This window comes from Paenibacillus ihuae (assembly GCF_001368795.1).
GTDB classification, from domain to species: Bacteria; Bacillota; Bacilli; order Paenibacillales; family Paenibacillaceae; genus Paenibacillus_AQ; species Paenibacillus_AQ ihuae.
In genome coordinates, this window is the sequence record NZ_LN831198.1 from 2930860 (window position 1) to 2944710 (window position 13851).

Below are 13851 nucleotides of genomic sequence, written 5' to 3' on the forward strand. Positions count from 1 at the left end.
CCGGGCAAATCCCTAGCATATAGCGGAGGTGTGCTGCGGATGTCTTCAGGCACCTCAAAAATCCTGCGGATCCGCCCCGGATTGCGCTGCAGCAGGATAACTCTGCTGCTGACGGCGATCGCTTCGGACAGATCATGGGTCACTAGAACTGCTGTCGTGCCGCGCCGGCGCAGGGTTTCCGATACCAGATCCTCTAATTGCAGCTTGATCTGGTAATCAAGTGCCGAGAAAGGCTCATCCAGCAGCAGCAGACCCGGATCCGTGGCCAGTGTGCGCACCAGTGCTACCCGCTGGCGCATACCTCCGGACAGCTGGGCCGGGTAAGCCTGCTCCTTGCCTGCAAGGCCCATGTCCGCCAGAAGCTCCAAGGTTTTGGAGCGGGTAGCAGCATTCAGGTTGCCGGTCAGCTCCAGTCCAAGCAGTGCGTTATCAAGGATGGTCCGCCACGGAAACAGATAATCCTGCTGGAGCATATACCCTACCTCGGGAGAGGGTCCCTGGATCAACCGCCCGCAGACCGAGACTTCACCGCGTGAAGGCAGCAGCAGCCCCGCGATGATGGACAGCAGCGTCGTCTTCCCACAACCGCTCGGTCCAACGAGGCTAACAAATTCACCCTTTTCCACGTTCAGATTTAAGTCCTCGATGGCAAGAGAAGCCTCGCGGTCACCCAGGTAAGCGTGCGTTACTCCCTTTAATTGCACAACTGGAAGCATATCAGCCCCTCCTAAAAGTTTTGTAAGCAATACTCCCTTGACTGATCTTCGTGCAAAACTTGCTTCGCAAGCATACGCTTAGTTTTGTGAGCATCTGCTTCCTTCCGGATTACTTGGCTGAGCCTGATTTAATGCTGGCTTCAGCCTTCTCAGCAAAGCTGTTATCGACGATTTTGCCAGCGGGAACCCGTTCTTGCAATTCTCCGGCATTCTCGATCACATCGAGCAGATTGTTCCATTCCGTATCATCTATAACTGGATTTACTGCATAAGTGTCCTGTTCCTTGTAACGCTTAATCGCAGAGATGACGATATTACGGTCCGTCTTATCAAAATACGGCAGCACCGCATCAGCGATCTCTTCAGGGCTATGCTCCTTCACCCACAGCTGAGCCCGCTGGATCGCGTTGGTGAATTTTTGTACGGTATCGCTATTTTTATTAATGAAGCTTTTCTTCGACATAAAGACTGTGTACGGGAGATAGCCGCTTTCCACACCAAACGAGGCAACTACCGAACCGCGCCCTTCACTTTCAAAAATGGATGCCTGCGGCTCGAACAGCTGCACGTAATCACCTGTACCTGAGGCAAACGCACCGGCGATATTGGCAAAATCAATATTCTGGATCAGTGTGAGATCCTTCCCGGCATCAATACCTTTGTTCAGCAGGGTAAACGCACCGGCCATCTGTGGCATTCCGCCCTTTCTTTGTCCAAGGAAGGTTGCTCCCTTCAGCTGGTTCCAGCTGAATTCACCTTCTGCCTTGCGGGCGAACAGGAATGTGCCATCCCGCTGGGTCAGCTGTGCGAAATTGATTACCGGATCATCAGCTCCCTGCTGGTACACATAGATTGATGTTTCCGATCCGACCAGCGCCACATCAATGGCTCCGGAGAGCAGGGCAGTCATCGTCTTGTCGCCGCCTGGAATGGTCTGCAGCTCGACATCCAGCCCCTCATCCTTGAAGAAGTTCTGTGATAAAGCCACGTACTCAGGCGCATAAAAGACAGAACGGGTAACTTCGCCGACCTTCACCTTTACCGCAGCTGACTCTCCGCCACAGCCCGCAAGCACTGAGAAACACAAGATGATGATCATGAGCGCCAGTATCTTGTTTTTCATCCTTCATTCTCCTTTCTTCCCGGGTTTTTTGCCCTTACCTAAAGCATATGCACATGCCTATGGAATGGTTAAAGCTGTTAAATAATATCGTTTGCGCATAAATTACAGCTATATTCTGGGCTCGGTTAGCCATTTTCCATAGAGCAACAGGCTTGAACAAAGAATTTTACAGTCATATCCGGATTATATGGAAGTAAAACAATGTATATCGACGAATTGCTCTGATTATTATATGAATATGGACTTATTTATCTGTTTTTCATACTTTTAAGGATGTGCAAACGTTTTACCAAAAGCAATTATTCCACTACTATAGTTATTAAAACGCTTACCAAGATACATATTAGTGAAGAAATTTATTAAAAGGGGTTATTGCAAATGAATCTTGAACTTACCCGGCTCCCGGGACGCCGTATTTGGTATTCTTTGGCTGTGACGGGGCTTGCTGCCGCTGTCTTAGCCGGCTGCTCAAATGACGGGCAGGACAATCTTAATAACAGCAGCCAAACCGCTGTATCCAGCCCGCAGGTTTCACCATCCCCTAGCTCCGCTGCAGCCGAGCAATCACAGCAGACAGCTGCAGCATCCGGCAATGCTGTAGATGAACAGCCCTCCACCGTTTTTTATGAGGTTTTCGTCCGTTCCTTCAGTGATTCTGACGGAGACGGTATCGGCGATCTGCGCGGGCTTACCGAAAAGCTCGATTATTTAAATGACGGAAATCCTGAGACTACAGACGATCTGGGTATCGGCGGGATCTGGCTGATGCCAGTTAACCCGTCCCCCAGTTATCATGGTTATGACGTCACCGATTACCGGAGCATTAACCCGGACTATGGGACACTGCAGGATATGCAGCAGCTTGTGAAGGAGGCTCATAAACGGGGAATTAAAATCATCATGGATCTGGTTGTCAATCATACTTCCAAGGAACATCCATGGTTTGTGGAATCCGTTACGAAAAAAGACAGCAAATTCCGCGACTTCTATGTCTGGGCAGAAGATCAGAACCGCCCGGTTAACGGAACCAGTGCTGCCGGCAGCGGAAATCCATGGCACTCCCAGCTGGGCAGCCATTACATGGGCACTTTCTGGGATGGAATGCCGGATCTCAATTTCGACAATCCGGAGGTTCGTAGCGAAATGGAGGATATCGGGAAGTTCTGGCTGACACAAGGCGTCGACGGCTTCCGTCTGGATGCGGCCAAGCATATTTATGAAGACCTTTTATCTGACAAAAGCGCTGCTACAACAGCAAAGAACGTTGCCTGGTGGCAGGAATTCCGCAAAGCGATGAACGAGGTCAACCCGAAAGCCTATATCGTAGGAGAAGTATGGGAGAACTCCGCTGTTTCTGTTGGTGCGTATTTGGATCACGCCTTTGATTCAGGGTTCAATTTTGGCCTGGCCGAGACGCTGGTCAATTCCGCCAAGACGGAAAAAGACAGCGGGGCTGTTTTTACCCTGGAGCGTACCTATAAGCTGTATTCACAGATTTCCGGGGGCAGCTTCTCAGATGCTATCTTTCTGACCAATCATGATCAGGACAGGGTGATGAGCCAGCTCGGGAACAATCCGGACCATGCCAAAATGGCTGCAGCAATGCTGCTGACACTGCCTGGTAATCCATTTATTTATTACGGGGAAGAGATAGGCATGTTAGGCCAGAAACCGGATGAGGGGATTCGTGAGCCGATGCAGTGGTCTGCGGACGGGAAAAGTAAGGGTCAGACAACGTGGGAGCAGAGCAGCAATAATACCGGCAATCCGGGCGGTGATGTGGAAAGCCAGCTGCACGGCAGTAACTCACTGCTGGACTGGTACCGCCAGCTTATTGCACTCCGGAGCAGTGTACCTGCGCTCCAGAATGGAGGAATACGTGATTTCGTCTCCGGAAATGAAGGAATTATGGCCTTTGAACGTATTACAGCCGGGCAGCAGGTACTGGTTGCCCTCAATCTGACGGGCAAGCCCCAAACACTCACCCTTCAGAACGGAGAAAAGGGCTATGCCTATTCCAAGATCTTAAAAGCCCTTCCGGGGGAAGCGAAACTAACAGGAGAAACCCTCACACTTCCACCGTATACAACAGTCATTCTGGAGTAACTGCATGCGAAGAGCATAACATCCACTGGCATAACGCGGAGCACACTTCTGCTTTGGTGGCAGGTATCGCAATCATCCAGTCTTCAGTACACACGCTGCTCATCCGGAGCAGCCAGCCGCCGGCGGCGTCTTCAATATAACAGGCATGCTGTAATGTCCAGCCGCCCTTGCTGCGGGAACAAAGCTTTAATTCTCCGTCCGCAGTCCGGCTTTTCAATACTCTGGCCAGCTGTGCGGAATGTGCCGGATCGCCTGTCTCTGCAATCAGGCATTCTGCTAAAAAATACAAGGTGTAAGAATCGGCCTTCGCCTTCAGCTCCTCGAATCTGCGTCTGGACATTTGCAGAGCAGGCACATTCGTGGGCACTGATTCCGTATAATCAAAACAATTAAATAAGTAATAGCATGCCCGCTTCACCTTTCCGGACTCACTAAGCTCATAGCCGAAGGAGTCCGGATCGTGAATGCTGTAAATATACGTCCGTTCTTTATGTACTTGCAGGCAAAGGTCATGGATATACTCTCCCTCGCAGTATTTCAACCGGCATATTCGTTCTGCAGATACTGCCTTTTGCAGTAAATCCGATACTTCCTTCCCCTCTAAAGCTTCAGGGAACAGAAAACGTCCCAAATATGCCCTCTCATTATTATCCACAGCCCTATTTCCTTCCCGGATTCCCAGGAGCACAGGAATCGCCAGCAATAAAAAGCTTCAACTACTAAACTTGCAATCTTTATGTTATCATAAGCTAATTTTAAGGTAAAATTAAGAAATGAAGGGTATGATCATAGCATGAAATACTTGTAGCGAGGTGATTTCAAAATGAGAATGCTCATCACATTTCAGAACAAGCTGGTACCGGTTTACTTCACTACAGAAAACAAACAACCTACACAAAAGGTGCTCCGGCTCCTGAACAGTACACTTGAACTCAAGATTCAGAAGGGTAAAAGCGCTCTGCAGAAATGTTTGAATTCACTAATCAGCATCGAAATTAAAGGCTCTGAAGCTATATTGCACAGTTACAGTGAAAATGATTCACTCGCGTTATCCCTCTATTAATAGAGGGGTTTTTTTTTGCGTAGAAAAAAAGCACGATCTCTCCTTACTCAGAAAGAAGGTGCTCCGCTCTATATGTTGGCCGAGTTGCTGTACGTCAGCGGCAGGCATCAGCTTATCCGGTGGTTTTTGTTTTCCTCTTTTTCAGCCTTCTGAATCCGCAGCTTGAACAACTTCACCAAATTCAGCCGTGTCTGCTCTTCGTGACAGTTGTCCAATTTCTTAATGATAAAACGGTCGATGGACATGTCATTCGCTCCTTTTCCAGATTCTTGTACCTGCAAAAGCGGTTAGGAAATTATTCCCTTCCCCCTTGTAACACCTATATAACCGGGACCCGGGAACCTTAAACTTAGCCCGAAAAGGCAAAAAAAGCCGTTGTCGGCTCATGTTCACTACATATTGATGTTCTGTTTCATATTGTTTCCATGCAGATGAAGATATGGTAGCCCTGCAGAGAAAAGTGGTTTGCTGTCGCTAAAAAAAATTTTTGTTTCGACGGATATTTACAAACTAAATATTAAATGCTATATTATCTATAGTTAATAATAAATATATATTTAAGGAGAAATCATAATGTCGAATGTACTTTTTATCAAAGCAAATAACCGTCCTGCTGAACAAGCTGTGAGTGTTCAACTTTACAACGCTTTCCTCGCCAGCTACAAAGAGTCCCACCCGGAGGATCAAATCACTGAGCTTGATTTGTTCGCTGAACAACTTCCTTACTACGATAATACACTGATCACTGGTATCTACAAAGCAGCTCAAGGATACGAAGCAACCCCTGAAGAAGCTGCCGGTGCTGCACTTGTTAAGAAATATCTGGACCAGTTCGTTGCAGCTGATAAAGTTGTATTCGGATTCCCGCTCTGGAACATGACTGTTCCCGCTGTACTGCACACATACATTGACTACTTGAGCCAGGCAGGTACAACATTCAAATATACTGCTGAAGGTCCTGTGGGTCTCCTCACCGACAAAAAAGCAGCTGTTCTGAACGCCAGAGGCGGTATCTACTCCGAAGGTCCTGCTGCAAGTGCAGAAATGGCTGTCAACTTCGTCAGCGGCCTTCTGAACTTCTGGGGCGTTCAGGATATCACCAAGGTGATCATCGAAGGACACAACCAGAACCCGCAGCAATCCGCTGAGATCATTGCCAAAGGTCTGGAAGCTGCCAAATCCGCTGCTGTATCGTTCTAATACAGCGCCAGCGTTAAAGGTCCGGTTCGCAATTTAGAAACCAGCTACTTCATCAGGCATCTGTTTTATCAGAAACCGGACTTTTATTCATATATAGCAAAGGCACAACTCTCCAAGAGCTGTGCCTTTGCAGCATAAGAAGGCCATCAGAAACCTGAGCAGTCAGCTGCAGGGTTTCTGATGACCTTCTTCTTTTTCATGTGCTAATGATCATTGATCATTGGAATCCCGTCTGTCTGTGATTCCTTTTCTCGGCCGTCTGCTAAAGAGCCTGATCAATACTCATCTAGCACCCGCTGCCATCCGGAATTACGTGTCCGTGGAGCTGCTTTTACTGCTGCGGCAGTCGTCTTCCGTTTTTGCTTTACCTCTTTGCTGTTTTGGTAACGCAGCTCCTTTTGGGTTTTGCGGTAGTTAAGCAGCCGCTTCTCCTCCAAGACACCGGTTGCTACAGCTTCAAGCACCGCACAGCCTTCCTCCCGCTCATGCTTGCAGTCACTGAACCGGCATTCTGCCGCCAGGCTGCTGATATCTCCGAAGGCAAGGTCAAGTCCGCCATCATCCTCCCACAGCTGCAGTTCACGCATTCCGGGGGTATCGATAATTATCGCTCCGTCCGGCAGGACGAACAGTTCACGGTGGGTTGTTGTGTGCCTCCCCCGGCTGTCCCCTTCTCTGACATCCTGGGTCAGCTGCAGGTTCTGACCGCTTAGCCAGTTGACCATCGTCGACTTGCCGCAGCCGGAGGAGCCCGTCAGCGCTACGGTCTGCCCGCTGCGGATATACGGCAGCAGCTCATTACGTCCGTCACCGAGCAACGCGCTGACCGCATGAACAGGGACACCGGGCGCCGCCCGCTCCATCTCCGCAATTTTCTGATCAGCATCCAGGCACAGATCGGCTTTGGTCAGCAGGATTACCGGATTTGCTCCGCTGTTCCAGGCCATAATCAGATACCGCTCCATCCGCCGCACATTAAAGTCATCGTTTAATGCACTAACGAGAAATAAAGTATCCACATTGGCAGCTACAATCTGCTCCACCTGCGTATTTCCTGCCACTTTACGCGAGATAACGCTGTGTCTGGGAAGTACACCATGAATGACGGCATGTTCTCCGCCATCCTGCATTGCCAGGGTGACCCAGTCACCGATTGCCGGGAATTCTCCTGAGTCTGTGAGGGTATGCCGGAGCCGTCCGGCCAGTTCCCCCCAGGTTTCCCCCGTCTCCGTCATGACCCGGTATTTGCTTCCGAAATCTCCGGTAATTCTGCCGGGAATACGTCTATTGCCTTCCTGTTCCTGTTCGTGGTGCTTCTCGCTCCACTTGTTTTGCCAGTTTTCATTCCATCCGTATTGTTCAATAGTCATTGTAGGTTGGTTCCTCCTGAATAGTTGTGAGTGATTTGATGCTGTTTTACTTCATTCATTTCTTCTTCTATCTGTTATCCGGGAACACAAAAAGCCGCCGGAACAATTTGTTCCGGCGGCGGATTTCAGATCCAAAGAAATGAAATCAGGTGATATAGGCATAACGAATACAGGAATTGTATCAGTCATCCCAAACCACGCAAAAAAGCCGCCGGAACTAAATACGGTTCCAAGACGGCTCTAAAAGGCATCATAAGAGCTTACCCGCTAAGCTGCGTCAACATTACACTGCAGCCGCTGTTCCCGGAAGACACGTATCCACAACAGTTATTACCGATAGCGAACGTACTGTATAAACTGTCATATAACATCGTCTCCTTCCGAACTAATATGCTGTAACTATAAACGTTCCTTCCGTAAATTGTCAACTGTAAGCAGTAAAAATTTTCTATAACCAGGATTTATCCTAGATCAAATTTTTCAGCTCATCCAGTTCATCAATGGTTTTCCATGGATGCACATCCAGGTTATTGTCCCAAGGATGATTACGTTTGAGCCAGACCGTCTCCATTCCCGCCTTGCCTGCCCCCCAGATGTCATTAACCGGATGATCTCCGATAAACAGCGTATGTTCCGCAGTAGTCCCGAGACGTTCCAGCGCCAGCCGGTAAATATCTGGATCAGGTTTGCTGATTCCGGCTTCACCTGAGATCACGATGGCCTTGAAATAACCTCGTAATCCGAGCAAGTCGATTTTACCGTTCTGCAGATGCTTCTTTCCGTTCGTAACCAGGCCCAGGATATAGCCGCGGTCACGGCAATAATCCAAGGTCTCCACCGCATATTTCATAAGTGCCCCGTGGCTAGTGTAAGTCTGGTCGTAATATGCGCGAATGTCCGCAGCAGCAACTGGCGTTTTCCAGGGAAGCACTTCACTAAGCTCTGCAAAAAATCCGTCTTTATCCCGGTAGCCGTCTGCATCCCGTACAATCATATCTTCCACAACACGCTGAGCTTCTTCCGAAGACAAATGCCCCAGCAGATCCTTTACAAACTGCGTACTGAAGCTGCGGAAGGTATGATCACGGTCCATAAGTGTGTTGTCCAAATCAAACAGTAAGGCCTGCTTTTCCTTCATCCTATAAATCTCCTTCTCTACTGTATTTCTAGAGATTCATTGTACTATGTCTCCCCAAGCAAAGAAAAGACTGCCCTGCAGATCAGAAGTCCGGGACTTCATGCTGCGAAGCAGTCTTTCATTAAGCTATATCTATTCAAAATGCTCCGGCCGGTGGGTCAGCATCATTTCTTCCTCAGTGATGTAAAGCGGAAACGGTGGTGTTTCCTTCAGATATCGTTCAGTGTGCAATAGACGGTAGTGCACTTCAGGCAGCCAGGCGTCCTCAATAAGCGGCAGTTTACCGGTATCGCTAATGTAATTATCTACTGCAGATTGAACCAGGTCCAGGTAATAAGGTACCAGCTTGTCAGCTTCCTCGAAAATTTCAAAGGTCTCACGAGACATATAGAACTTCTGCTGCGGCACTCCGCCTAAATAACGTTTCAGCCGCGAAAGATCAATGCTCTTATCCTCCAGAATCAGTGCGGTACGGTTTATCGGCGCAGGCATGTCTTCTTCAAATTGCCTGACAGCCTGCTTAATCTGCGGCAAGGTCACTGTGATCGAATCAGGGATTGTATTTTTTTTAGCGCGTTTGAATATCATACTGAAAGTCTCCTCTCGTAGTATATGTCAGATAACGCTTACAATTCCAGTTTATTCGTTTTTCGGACATTTAATCAGCAGACCAATCAACTGTCACAAATTCTCCCCATCTATAAGATCATTAAGTGACATTTTTAAACAAGCAGCCGCGTTACTTCACATTTTCCCAATGCGTCCACATCTCGGGCGGGTTAAGTTCGTATTTGTCGTTCTCCCGGTACATGAATTGATGCATAATAAACTCGCGGCGGATCGTAGCGAAGTCCTCATGGAACTGCTGGATGAACTCGTTGATCGACTTCTCGGTATACACGGTTCCCGGTTCCAGCTTCTCGACAATATACTGCAGGGCAATCAGCTTTTTTTTGTATTGTGCGGGAATCTGGCGTAGCCGTCCGTCTTTGGCAAAAAAGTTGCGCAGCACCGATTCCTTCAGGCTGTTTTCCGGTGACTGCTGTTCCATCTCTTCTGTTCCTTTGGAAAATATAAAGTTTAGTGAAGCATTCGAACCGGCCTTAATAAACTCGGGATTCATCTTAAAATATACGGTATTCTTGTCTCTGCGCTCCATGATCATCGAGGCTTCCCGCAGTTTCGCAGCATGATGGGTCACGGTCGGCTGTGACAGATTCAAGCGCTCTGCCAGCGCCTGTCCGTGGATCTCATCCCCTTTGGATAACAGCAGCAGAATGCGGAGTCTGGTCGGATCGGATAACGCTTTATGGTAGTTCACAATTTTATCAAGCTGCACTGGGGTCACGCTCCTGTAGGGTTCATAAGCTTACAAATATAGATTAAATTCATTTAGATATATATCTAATTATATCCTAAGTATGATTGTCCGGCAACTGCGATTCGTGATCTTTCCGCTTAGATGGCGTAAAATTTAAATTTGAGGTACCATTTAGGATAGAAATTATCTTCCAGGAGGTCGCAGTTTATTATGATAGACGTCATTATTATCGGAGCAGGTCCTTGCGGGCTCTCAGCAGCTATAGAGTGTCAACGCCAAGGGCTATCCAGCCTAATTATCGAGAAAAATTTCATCGTTCATTCCATTTTTCTGTATCCGACCAGCATGCAATTTTTCAGCACAACGGCTTTACTCGAAATCGGGGATGTGCCGTTCACCTCGCCTAATGACAAGCCCTTCCGCCATGAAGCGCTGGTCTATTACCGCCGAGCCGCTGAGCAGCACGGTCTGGAAATCGCGGCTTATGAAGAAGCGCTGAGTGTTGAACGGAACGAGGACGGCAGCTTTACGGTACATACAGTTAACAAACGGGGCGTTCACCAGAGCCGTCAAGCTGCCAATGTGGTTATCTCTACCGGATATTTCGACCAGCCCAATCTGATAGGCATCCCCGGGGAGGAGCTCCCAAAAGTTACACATTATTTTGGTGAAGCCCATCCTTACACCGGAATGAAAGTGACCGTCATCGGCGGCAGCAATTCTGCTGTAGATGCGGCGCTCGAGCTTATCCGTGTCGGTGCTTCCGTGGATATGGTTTACCGCGGAGCCAGCATTTCGGAGAACATTAAACCTTGGGTCCGGCCGATTTTTGAAAGCATGGTTACCAAAGAGAAAATTACACTGCATCTGGAGTCACGGGTCACAGAAATCACGCCGGCTTCAGTTACCGTTACTAAATACAGCGGTGAAAGTACCGAGCTTGAAAATGATTTTGTGCTGGCCATGACCGGTTTCCGCCCCAGCAGGACGCTATTATCTTCCGCAGGGGTACATATGAACGATGATTTGGATAAACCGGCATTTAATCCTGCCACCATGGAGAGCAATATTCCCGGACTCTATGTTGCAGGCGTTATCGCTTCCGGCCGCAACGCCAATGAAGTGTTTATTGAAACCGGGCGGGGGCACGGCAAGCTGATCGCGGATCATATCGTTTCAAAACAGCTTACTTAAGATAAGGAGTCCTCATGCAGATGGATATCACCTCTCTGCTGCTGCTCGGCCTGGCGGCGCTCGGCGTTATCAGCAGTAATTCACCTATCACAATTGCCATGGTCGTACTGCTATTGCTGAGAGTGCTTGGGCTGCAGCAGACCTTTCCCTGGCTGGAAAAGTACGGCCTAACGCTTGGAATTATCATCCTCACGATCGGTGTGATGACCCCTCTGGCCAGCGGAAAAATCTCGCTGCAGAGTATCTGGCACTCCTTTTTCCACTGGAAATCACTGGCGGCTATCGCTATCGGGATGCTTGTTGCTTACCTCGGCGGGCGCGGCGCTGTGCTGATGGGCAGCCAGCCGACAGTTGTCGCCGGCCTGCTGATCGGAACCGTACTCGGCGTAGCATTATTCAAGGGAGTTCCCGTCGGTCCGCTGATTGCGGCCGGCATCCTCTCGCTGATTATCGGCCGGGGATAAGACTCCTCTGCTTCATATCACAGCCTTGGCTGCCTCATTCGCTCTAGACGAGCAGGGGCAGCCTTTTTGGGTTCGCAGTTCACTTTTATTCACTCTGTATCAATAATTCCCGCCTTCTACCCGGTACTGCTTCTCCAGCTCTGAACGGTAATTCGGGTCATAAGTAATCTGCTTCGCCGGAGTACAGTCGAGAAATCCGGGATTACCAGATGGAGGGACACCCTCCCCGGGGGGCCACACGGCTTCTTTAACTTTACGGACGACTTCTTCGTCAATATGGATCTCCTCCGCCTCTGCGCTCTCTGCTTCAACGATGCTTAGAGAGACCGTAAGCACCTCGCTCAGCTCACACCTATGCTGATTTGTATAAGTGACAGTGACCCCGAGACTTTCCCATCCGCAGTCTATCGGCTGCCGCGTATATATCTCCACGAGCAGTTCATTTACCCGAGCTGGCTCAAGTAGAGTAAATCCCTCGGAGTTTTTGTTCAGAGAGCCACCGCAGGCTCGCCCAAAGTAGACTCCGGCCGGAAGCTGCAGCCCGACCTCAGCATGCTCCACTGCCTCCAGCGGACCGATTTGAATCCACAAGTGATTCAGACCCTCTTCATTCTCGATAGCTGATTTGGCAAAACGCGCTTTAATCATCCTATTGGCCCTCCTTTAGCATTCTGGCGATCGTTTCCTTAAGCTCTAACCTAAGCTCAGGTGTGATACGCGGACTTACTGTCAGCATTACATCTTCACTGACCACCAGTGTCTCACCCGACAGAATCTGCTCAGGCTGAAAAAACCTCAGACGTCCGCCAATCTTCGCTACCTCTTCCTCTGACAACTCCGACAGCTTGGCCTGAATTTCAGCCAGACTCTCCCCGCTCTTGGACAAGGTTAGAATAGCCCGCAGATGCATCAGATGACGGTCTGTATATACACGCTTATTTCCGGCTAGCTCCAGTGCAGGCAACAGTCCGATCTGTGTGTAGTACCGCACGGTTCTCAGGTTCATAGCCGATTCTTCCTGCTGCAGCAGTTCCGCCAGCTGTTTGCCGGTATAGGTATTCATCGCTCCCAGCTCCTTTCAGCTTGTGTTACAGTCAAATGTTATAGTTACACTTTACTGTAACCTAAATATAAATGCAACCAAAAACGGCTCCCCAAGGACTCTTGAGGAACCGCTTATTATTGCCATATGCTCTAATTTTCAAGGCCGTCTAATGCTGTCAACAATGCTGTTAACCGTCCAGCCGCTGGACATTGAATAGCCGGGCATAGCTGCCCTCCAGAGCCATCAGCCCTTCATGCGTTCCGCGTTCAGTGATTTCCCCGTTCTCCAGAACCACGATCTGATCCGCGTGAGTGATGGTCGACAGCCGGTGAGCAACGATCAGCGTTGTCCGTTCCGAGGATAGCGACTGCAGCGACTGCTGAATCAGATGCTCTGATTCCAGATCCAGCGCCGAGGTTGCTTCGTCCAGGATCAGCACCTTCGGGTCTTTGAGGAAGACTCTGGCAATCGCCACACGCTGCTTTTGCCCTCCTGAGAGCTTCACTCCCCGCTCCCCGACCTCTGTGTCATAACCTTCAGGCAACTGCATGATGAAGTCATGGGCATTTGCCGCCTGTGCTGCAAAGATGATCTCTGCTTCGCTTGCGTCAGGGTTCCCGAACAGAATATTATCGCGTACCGAGCCGCTGAACAGGAAGTTGTCCTGCAGCACCATCCCGACCGTGCGCCGCAGGCTCTCCTGGGTCAACCATCTGATATCCTGCCCGTCCATCAGCAGGCGTCCCTCAGTGATGTCATAAAAACGCGGAATCAGGCTGATCAGCGAAGACTTGCCTCCACCACTCATACCGACAAAAGCAACCGTCTGTCCGGGACGGATACTTAGGTTGATCCCCTTCAGCACCCAATCGTGCTCATCGTTGTATTTGAACCATACCTGGTCAAAATCAATTGCTCCTGCCGCATTCTTAAGCGGCTTCGCCCCCGGCTGATCAACAATATCGTAGGGCTCCTCCAGCAGCTCCATGACCCGCTCCAGCGAAGCCGAGGCCTGGGTCAGGACCGTTGACGAGTTGATCAGCCGCCGCAGCGGCGCATACATCCTGTCGAGGTAGCCAAAGAAGCGACAAAGGTTCCCAGAGTCAGATTT

The 13851-nt window shown here is 49.5% G+C and carries 16 protein-coding genes; 5 read left to right on the top strand and 11 right to left on the bottom strand.

Translation table 11 applies throughout. The features are described from left to right. Positions 1-716: ABC transporter ATP-binding protein (locus AQR02_RS13320; RefSeq protein ID WP_245237404.1), on the bottom strand; the 716-nt coding region annotated here is incomplete at its 3' end. A gap of 109 nt (positions 717-825) precedes the next feature. Then, a complete protein-coding gene (locus AQR02_RS13325; RefSeq protein WP_054940914.1) occupies positions 826-1839 on the bottom strand; it encodes an ABC transporter substrate-binding protein in 1014 nt (337 codons plus the stop codon). Between the two features lie 378 nt (positions 1840-2217). Between AQR02_RS13325 and AQR02_RS13330 the strand changes: the two genes are divergently transcribed. After that, positions 2218-3945: an alpha-amylase family glycosyl hydrolase gene (locus AQR02_RS13330; protein ID WP_054940915.1), complete on the top strand. Its 1728-nt coding sequence runs from the start codon at positions 2218-2220 to the stop codon at positions 3943-3945. On the opposite strand, the gene AQR02_RS13335 is transcribed toward AQR02_RS13330, so the two are convergent. After that, entirely contained in the window at positions 3932-4600 is a 669-nt protein-coding gene (locus AQR02_RS13335) for a hypothetical protein (protein ID WP_148449097.1), read from the bottom strand. The two genes, AQR02_RS13330 and AQR02_RS13335, sit on opposite strands and share 14 nt — an antisense overlap. A gap of 168 nt (positions 4601-4768) precedes the next feature. Here AQR02_RS13335 and AQR02_RS13340 point away from each other — a divergent pair, with 168 nt between their 5' ends. Beyond that, on the top strand, positions 4769-5008 hold the full coding sequence (locus AQR02_RS13340) for a hypothetical protein (protein WP_036687997.1): 240 nt from the start codon (positions 4769-4771) through the stop codon (positions 5006-5008). A 107-nt stretch (positions 5009-5115) separates the two neighbouring features. On the opposite strand, the gene AQR02_RS32860 is transcribed toward AQR02_RS13340, so the two are convergent. Beyond that, the gene (locus AQR02_RS32860) at positions 5116-5253 is read right to left on the bottom strand and encodes a hypothetical protein (RefSeq protein WP_167347616.1); all 138 of its coding nucleotides are present in this window, start codon (positions 5251-5253) and stop codon (positions 5116-5118) included. A gap of 328 nt (positions 5254-5581) precedes the next feature. On the opposite strand from AQR02_RS32860, the gene AQR02_RS13345 reads away from it, so the two are divergent. Beyond that, entirely contained in the window at positions 5582-6208 is a 627-nt protein-coding gene (locus AQR02_RS13345) for an FMN-dependent NADH-azoreductase (protein WP_054940917.1), read from the top strand. 275 nt (positions 6209-6483) lie between these two features. On the opposite strand, the gene rsgA is transcribed toward AQR02_RS13345, so the two are convergent. The 4 genes from rsgA to AQR02_RS13365 form a co-directional block, all read right to left on the bottom strand. Next, positions 6484-7578 carry a ribosome small subunit-dependent GTPase A gene (rsgA, locus tag AQR02_RS13350; protein ID WP_054940918.1) on the bottom strand — a complete coding sequence of 365 codons (1095 nt, stop codon included), beginning with the start codon at positions 7576-7578 and terminating at the stop codon, positions 6484-6486. 466 nt (positions 7579-8044) lie between these two features. Further along, the gene (locus tag AQR02_RS13355; protein WP_054940919.1) at positions 8045-8716 is read right to left on the bottom strand and encodes an HAD family hydrolase; all 672 of its coding nucleotides are present in this window, start codon (positions 8714-8716) and stop codon (positions 8045-8047) included. Positions 8717-8848: 132 nt separating this feature from the next. Then, the gene (locus tag AQR02_RS13360; RefSeq protein ID WP_054940920.1) at positions 8849-9304 is read right to left on the bottom strand and encodes a DUF3939 domain-containing protein; all 456 of its coding nucleotides are present in this window, start codon (positions 9302-9304) and stop codon (positions 8849-8851) included. Between the two features lie 151 nt (positions 9305-9455). Beyond that, positions 9456-10055, bottom strand: a complete 600-nt coding sequence (locus AQR02_RS13365; RefSeq protein WP_054940921.1) for a DUF2087 domain-containing protein — start codon at positions 10053-10055, stop codon at positions 9456-9458. Positions 10056-10247: 192 nt separating this feature from the next. On the opposite strand from AQR02_RS13365, the gene AQR02_RS13370 reads away from it, so the two are divergent. Together AQR02_RS13370 and AQR02_RS13375 are read left to right on the top strand one after the other, a co-directional pair. Further along, on the top strand, positions 10248-11231 hold the full coding sequence (locus AQR02_RS13370; protein WP_054940922.1) for a YpdA family putative bacillithiol disulfide reductase: 984 nt from the start codon (positions 10248-10250) through the stop codon (positions 11229-11231). A gap of 20 nt (positions 11232-11251) precedes the next feature. Further along, entirely contained in the window at positions 11252-11695 is a 444-nt protein-coding gene (locus tag AQR02_RS13375; protein WP_054940923.1) for a DUF441 domain-containing protein, read from the top strand. Positions 11696-11794: 99 nt separating this feature from the next. Here the strand turns inward: AQR02_RS13375 and AQR02_RS13380 are convergent, their stop codons facing one another. The 3 genes from AQR02_RS13380 to AQR02_RS34205 all read right to left on the bottom strand — a co-directional run. After that, a complete protein-coding gene (locus AQR02_RS13380; protein WP_054940924.1) occupies positions 11795-12343 on the bottom strand; it encodes a hypothetical protein in 549 nt (182 codons plus the stop codon). Position 12344: 1 nt separating this feature from the next. Next, positions 12345-12758 (bottom strand): MerR family transcriptional regulator, encoded by a 414-nt coding sequence (locus AQR02_RS13385; RefSeq protein ID WP_054940925.1) that lies wholly within the window; start codon positions 12756-12758, stop codon positions 12345-12347. A 169-nt stretch (positions 12759-12927) separates the two neighbouring features. Further along, positions 12928-13851, bottom strand: a 924-nt coding sequence (locus tag AQR02_RS34205; RefSeq protein ID WP_245237406.1) for an ABC transporter ATP-binding protein, incomplete at its 5' end; no start/stop codon positions are given.

Coding starts and splice junctions, on each gene's coding strand:
- AQR02_RS13385 (WP_054940925.1), bottom strand. CDS start 12,758: ATGAATACCTATACCGGCAAACAGCTGGCGGAACTGCTGCAGCAGGAA.
- AQR02_RS13340 (WP_036687997.1), top strand. CDS start 4,769: ATGAGAATGCTCATCACATTTCAGAACAAGCTGGTACCGGTTTACTTC.
- AQR02_RS13380 (WP_054940924.1), bottom strand. CDS start 12,343: ATGATTAAAGCGCGTTTTGCCAAATCAGCTATCGAGAATGAAGAGGGT.
- AQR02_RS13325 (WP_054940914.1), bottom strand. CDS start 1,839: ATGAAAAACAAGATACTGGCGCTCATGATCATCATCTTGTGTTTCTCA.
- rsgA (WP_054940918.1), bottom strand. CDS start 7,578: ATGACTATTGAACAATACGGATGGAATGAAAACTGGCAAAACAAGTGG.
- AQR02_RS13370 (WP_054940922.1), top strand. CDS start 10,248: ATGATAGACGTCATTATTATCGGAGCAGGTCCTTGCGGGCTCTCAGCA.
- AQR02_RS32860 (WP_167347616.1), bottom strand. CDS start 5,253: ATGTCCATCGACCGTTTTATCATTAAGAAATTGGACAACTGTCACGAA.
- AQR02_RS13360 (WP_054940920.1), bottom strand. CDS start 9,304: ATGATATTCAAACGCGCTAAAAAAAATACAATCCCTGATTCGATCACA.
- AQR02_RS13375 (WP_054940923.1), top strand. CDS start 11,252: ATGGATATCACCTCTCTGCTGCTGCTCGGCCTGGCGGCGCTCGGCGTT.
- AQR02_RS13345 (WP_054940917.1), top strand. CDS start 5,582: ATGTCGAATGTACTTTTTATCAAAGCAAATAACCGTCCTGCTGAACAA.
- AQR02_RS13355 (WP_054940919.1), bottom strand. CDS start 8,716: ATGAAGGAAAAGCAGGCCTTACTGTTTGATTTGGACAACACACTTATG.
- AQR02_RS13330 (WP_054940915.1), top strand. CDS start 2,218: ATGAATCTTGAACTTACCCGGCTCCCGGGACGCCGTATTTGGTATTCT.